This window comes from uncultured Caballeronia sp., from assembly GCF_964243625.1.
Taxonomy (GTDB): Bacteria; Pseudomonadota; Gammaproteobacteria; order Burkholderiales; family Burkholderiaceae; genus Caballeronia.
Genome location: NZ_CAXTGZ010000482.1, coordinates 1 through 4,645 on the forward strand (window position 1 = coordinate 1; position 4,645 = coordinate 4,645).

Annotated in this window: 3 protein-coding genes; all 3 read right to left on the bottom strand. The window is 60.1% G+C overall.

All coding sequences use genetic code 11. The annotated features are described in order from the left end of the window. Positions 1-1,269 (bottom strand): catalase (locus ACFFAR_RS25210; RefSeq protein ID WP_375508661.1); only part of this gene is annotated, 1,269 nt, incomplete at its 3' end. Positions 1,270-1,369: 100 nt separating this feature from the next. Beyond that, on the bottom strand, positions 1,370-2,986 hold the full coding sequence (locus tag ACFFAR_RS25215; RefSeq protein ID WP_375508662.1) for a S10 family peptidase: 1,617 nt from the start codon (positions 2,984-2,986) through the stop codon (positions 1,370-1,372). A 62-nt stretch (positions 2,987-3,048) separates the two neighbouring features. Then, positions 3,049-4,632, bottom strand: a complete 1,584-nt coding sequence (locus tag ACFFAR_RS25220; protein ID WP_174365550.1) for a protease pro-enzyme activation domain-containing protein — start codon at positions 4,630-4,632, stop codon at positions 3,049-3,051. Positions 4,633-4,645: the final 13 nt, after the last annotated feature.

Consider the following 4,645-nt stretch of genomic DNA (forward strand, 5'->3'; position numbering starts at 1 on the left):
GCGGTTCACTGTCATCCGGTGCTTCGCATCGCGCTGATTGTTGTGCATCGGCGCGATCGTGCGGTTGATCGGAATTTCGTGAAAGTTCGGACCGCCAAGGCGGCTGATCTGGGTGTCGGTGTAGGAGAACAAACGGCCTTGCAGCAGCGGATCGTTCGAGAAATCGATACCCGGAACAATGTGTCCCGGACAGAACGCAACCTGCTCGGTCTCGGCGAAGAAGTTATCCGGATTGCGGTTCAGCGTGAGCTTGCCGAGCATGGTGATCGGCACGATTTCTTCCGGGATGATCTTGGTCGGATCGAGAATGTCGAAGTCGAACGAGTGCTCCTGATCCTCTTCCACGATCTGCACGCCCAATTCCCATTCCGGGTAATCGCCCATGTCGATCGCTTCCCACAGGTCGCGCCGGTGAAAGTCCGAGTCCTTGCCCGCGAGTTTTTGCGCTTCGTCCCACAAAAGTGATGCGGAACCGATGGTCGGACGCCAGTGGAACTTGACGAAGCGTCCCTTGCCCTCGGCATTCACCAGACGAAATGTATGGATGCCGAATCCTTCCATGGTGCGAAGGCTGCGCGGGATTGCGCGATCCGACATGGTCCACAGGACCATATGCGCTGACTCCGGCACGAGTGAGACGAAGTCCCAGAACGTGTCATGCGCCGATCCGCCCTGCGGCATTTCGTTATGCGGTTCGGGCTTCACGGCATGCACGAAGTCCGGAAACTTGATGGCGTCCTGGATAAAAAAGACCGGCATGTTGTTGCCGACCATATCGAAGTTGCCTTCGTCCGTGTAGAACTTGACCGCGAAACCACGTACATCGCGCACCGTATCTGCTGAGCCGCGCGAACCCTGAACCGTCGAAAAACGCACGTAGACGGGCGTTTCCTTGTTCGGGTCCGACAAGAAGGCGGCCTTCGTCAGATCGGTGTGGGCCTTGTACGGCTTGAATACGCCATGCGCGGCGGAACCACGCGCATGCACGATCCGCTCGGGAATGCGCTCATGGTCGAAGTGCGTGATTTTTTCACGCATGATGAAATCTTCGAGCAGCGACGGGCCGCGCGGACCCACTTTGAGTGTGTTCTGGTTATCGGAGACCTTGACGCCTTGATTCGTCGTCAACGCCTGGTTCGTTGCGTCCGAGCGGAATTGTTCGAGGCTGTCCAGCTTGGGATTCGTATTGTTCTGCGAGGGCGTGCGCGCAACAGCGCTGGCGTTTGACTGGGGCGCAGCAGCGCTTCCATTCTTCTTCGGGGTCGGCATTGGGGAGAACTCCATTTTGCAATTGAACTGACGCATCTGACATGCGTTCGCCCTTCTTTCGCAAACCGTGTTCCCGCCAATGCCGCCGAAGCGCAAACCCCTAGTCTCTCTTGCGCTCCTGCAATGCGCGAATCCGGCTCATCGCGTTGTGGTTCGCCGTCGCTGCCTCGTACATGGTCGAGAGATCCGCCTTGAGCTGCGTGCGCGATCCACCATCGAGATAAATCATGTGACCCGATGGATAAAACTTCGCGGAGAGATTCTCGCGCACGGTTTTATCGATGAGCGGCATTTGCTGCAGATCCAGCACCGTCTGGTAGAACGGCGTCACGAAGTCAAAGAATCCGTTCGCCGACAACACCTTCAAGTCGATGTTCAACGCCATCACCGCTGCAAGATCCCCCGCCGTGTAGAGAATGATATTGCCCTTGGCGTCCATGCCTTTTTCCGCGCCGGTCGGGTCCTTGTGATGGAAATCCCAGTTGAGAAAGGCCTGATCGTTGAGATCGGTGAAAGACGACGTGGATGTGAACTTCAGCTTCTCGTTCAGGTACTGGTTCCACATCGCGGTGTACACGCCGGTGACTGCCGTCATGGTCGGATCGTTGCCGCCGGAATTCGGATCGATCTTTCCGGCGATGCCCGTTGATATCGCCGTCACGCGGCCATCGTAGGAACCGAGCGCCACGCCCCTCGATTTCAGCAGCGTGGTGAGAAAAAGCGAATTGCCGCGGCTGTCATACGAAGCGACATCGAGACTCCACGCAATCAGCGTGGCTTTGTCGATACCCGTGTATTCCGAGAGTTTCTCGACGGTATCGTCGTCGGTCTGCGGAAACTTGCGCAACGCCGCGATGTAATCCGTGCGCGCAAACTGCGCCACCTCTTCCGAGAATTCCAGCAGATCGGCTGGCCGCGGATGCACACCGAGCTTCTTGTGGAACCACGCATCGGCAGCGGCGGTCGGCAGTGCGCCGACCGGGTTGCCCGTCTGCGTGTAATCGAGAATGGACGACTGCAACGTGATGCCGTTCAGGTCCACGCCGTCCTCATGCAGGCGGTACGCAAGCACGCAACTGCGCGCCGTGCCATACGACTCTCCATACAGAAACTTGGGCGAATTCCATCGATTGTTCTTGGTCAGGAAGCGCTTGATGAATTGCTTGATTGAATCGGCATCCTGATCAACGCCCCAGAAATCGCGGTTCTTGTTCGGCGCGATCGCCGCCGAGTAGCCCGTCCCTACCGGGTTGATGAACACGAGGTCGCTCTTGTCGAGCAGGCTGTCCGGATTGTCTTCCATCTGGTACGGCGCGGGCGGCGTGAAGTAGGGTGTCGAAGTCTTGATGCGCATTGGCGCATACGAACCCAGCAACACGAACACCGACGACGACCCCGGCCCGCCGTTATAGAAGAACGTCAGCGGACGCGCTTCCTCAGTCTGGTTGTCCTGCGTGAACGCAACGTAGAAGAGTTTGGCGGTAGGCTTCGAGCTGCTTGGATCGACGATCACGAGGTGCCCGGCGGTCGCCGTATAGTTGATCGTCTTCCCGCCGATAACCGCCGAGTGATGCGTGATCGCGGCGCTTTCGTCGGTCAGGGTGGCGTCAATGGCGTCATCGGGACCATTGCCGTACGGCGTCGGATCGAAATACGGCTGGTCTTTCTTGCCGGAAGATGCACTTGATGATTTCGCTGCCGCCGGTGAGTTCGTCATGTTTGCTCCTAGCTTTGTTGTTGGAGTTCTTGCCGTTTGCCTGCCTGCTTTCTTGCGTTTCCCTATTTAAGCGCCGCCGCGACTTTTGCGCCATCGGGACTGCCGAGACCCGTGCATGCATCCCATCCCGCCGATGCCTCGAAGCTCCCATTATTGCCTTGCGTGATGTCGTGCCCGGCCGTTTTCGCAAGATACAGCTTCGGGTTGATGAAACCTGCCGGCTTGCCCGCCGCCGCATTGATCCGCGCGATCAATGCCGCCCAAAGCGGCGCAACCGCGCTCGTGCCGCCCACGACCGTTTCCGTGCCGCCGATCAGCACGTCGTAGCCGGTAAGCGGCGACGCGTCGCCGGCGACATCGGGTACGCCACGTTTGGCAAGCGCAGTCGTGCCGCCTTCCGTGCGCTTCACCTTCAAGCCGTTCTGCCAGACGGGCAACGCGAACACCGCGCTCACGCCGCCACCGCCGGCGCCGCCCTGGTCGCCGTCGTTCCAGACAACTTCACTGCCGATTCCGTTCGCCGATGCACTCAGATGCGTCCCGCCGCACGCGAGCACGTAAGGGCTCGATGCCGGGAAGTCGACGTGATCGCCGTTGTCGGCCACACCGTCGCTCGAGCCGCTGTCGCCCGAGGCCACGCAGACCGTCACGCCCATGACCGCGGCCGATTGCAGCACGTCGTTGAATGCGTTTTGCGATTGCGCCGTCCAGTTCGATTCCGGGCCGCCCCAACTGATGGATACAACCGAGGGTTTGTTGGCATCGTCGTGGATTGCGCGGTTCACGGCATCGACGAATCCCGCGTCGCTGTTGGTCGTGAAGTACACCGCGATGCGCGCACCCGGCACGATCGCACCGACAATTTCGATATCCAGCGTCACTTCGCCGTCCGGCCCGTTCGGGTTGCCACTCGGCGCGTTATTCGCCTGATCGACGCCAACGGACACCACGTCCGGCTTCCCCACGCCGAGCTTCGAGAAATACGCGCTGAGATCGCTCTGCTTGTAGCCTCCCCCCAGTTCGATGATGCCGACGCACTGGCCGCTGCCATCGCCGGCGGGAAAGTTGTAGAGGCGTGCGAGATCGAGCGGCGTGTAGGACGTGCTCGTGCCGCCGCGCGCCGGCTTGATCGGCGGACGGAAACGGAAGTGCGGGCGTGCCTGAGGCCGGCTGTCGAGGCCCAGCACGGCGGTGACCATGTCCTTCATGTCCGATGGCACGTTCACCGGGCCCGAGCGTCCGCGATATTCACCAATGGCGTGGTGTTGGAAGCGCTCCAGCTTGACGCTGAACGCGGTACTGAACTGCGCGATGGTGCCGGACAGCACGACGCTGCGCGAGTTTGCATCGGCGCGGACCACATCGAGCCCGTGCGCCTTCGCGAACGCTTCAATCCGCGTCACATCGGCCTGGGATGCGCCGAACCGCTTGCCGAATTCATCGCGGGAAATGGGGGCGGCATCGGCGGCGCCTTCGTTGATCTTTTGCATCAACTGCTTGAATTCGCCCTCGTTTTGCCGGCGAAGCATCACCACGACTTCGATCTTTTCTTCCGGATTGCATGCGCCGAGGCACTGCGCGCCTTCGGGCTGCGATTTGTCGCTGCCTGGAACAGGATGGTCTGCGGGATGGTTTGTAACGGTCATGGTGCTCGGACTC

Bases quoted from the DNA above. Each gene is read 5' to 3' on its own strand.
- ACFFAR_RS25220 (WP_174365550.1), bottom strand. From the start codon at position 4,632: ATGACCGTTACAAACCATCCCGCAGACCATCCTGTTCCAGGCAGCGAC.
- ACFFAR_RS25215 (WP_375508662.1), bottom strand. From the start codon at position 2,986: ATGACGAACTCACCGGCGGCAGCGAAATCATCAAGTGCATCTTCCGGC.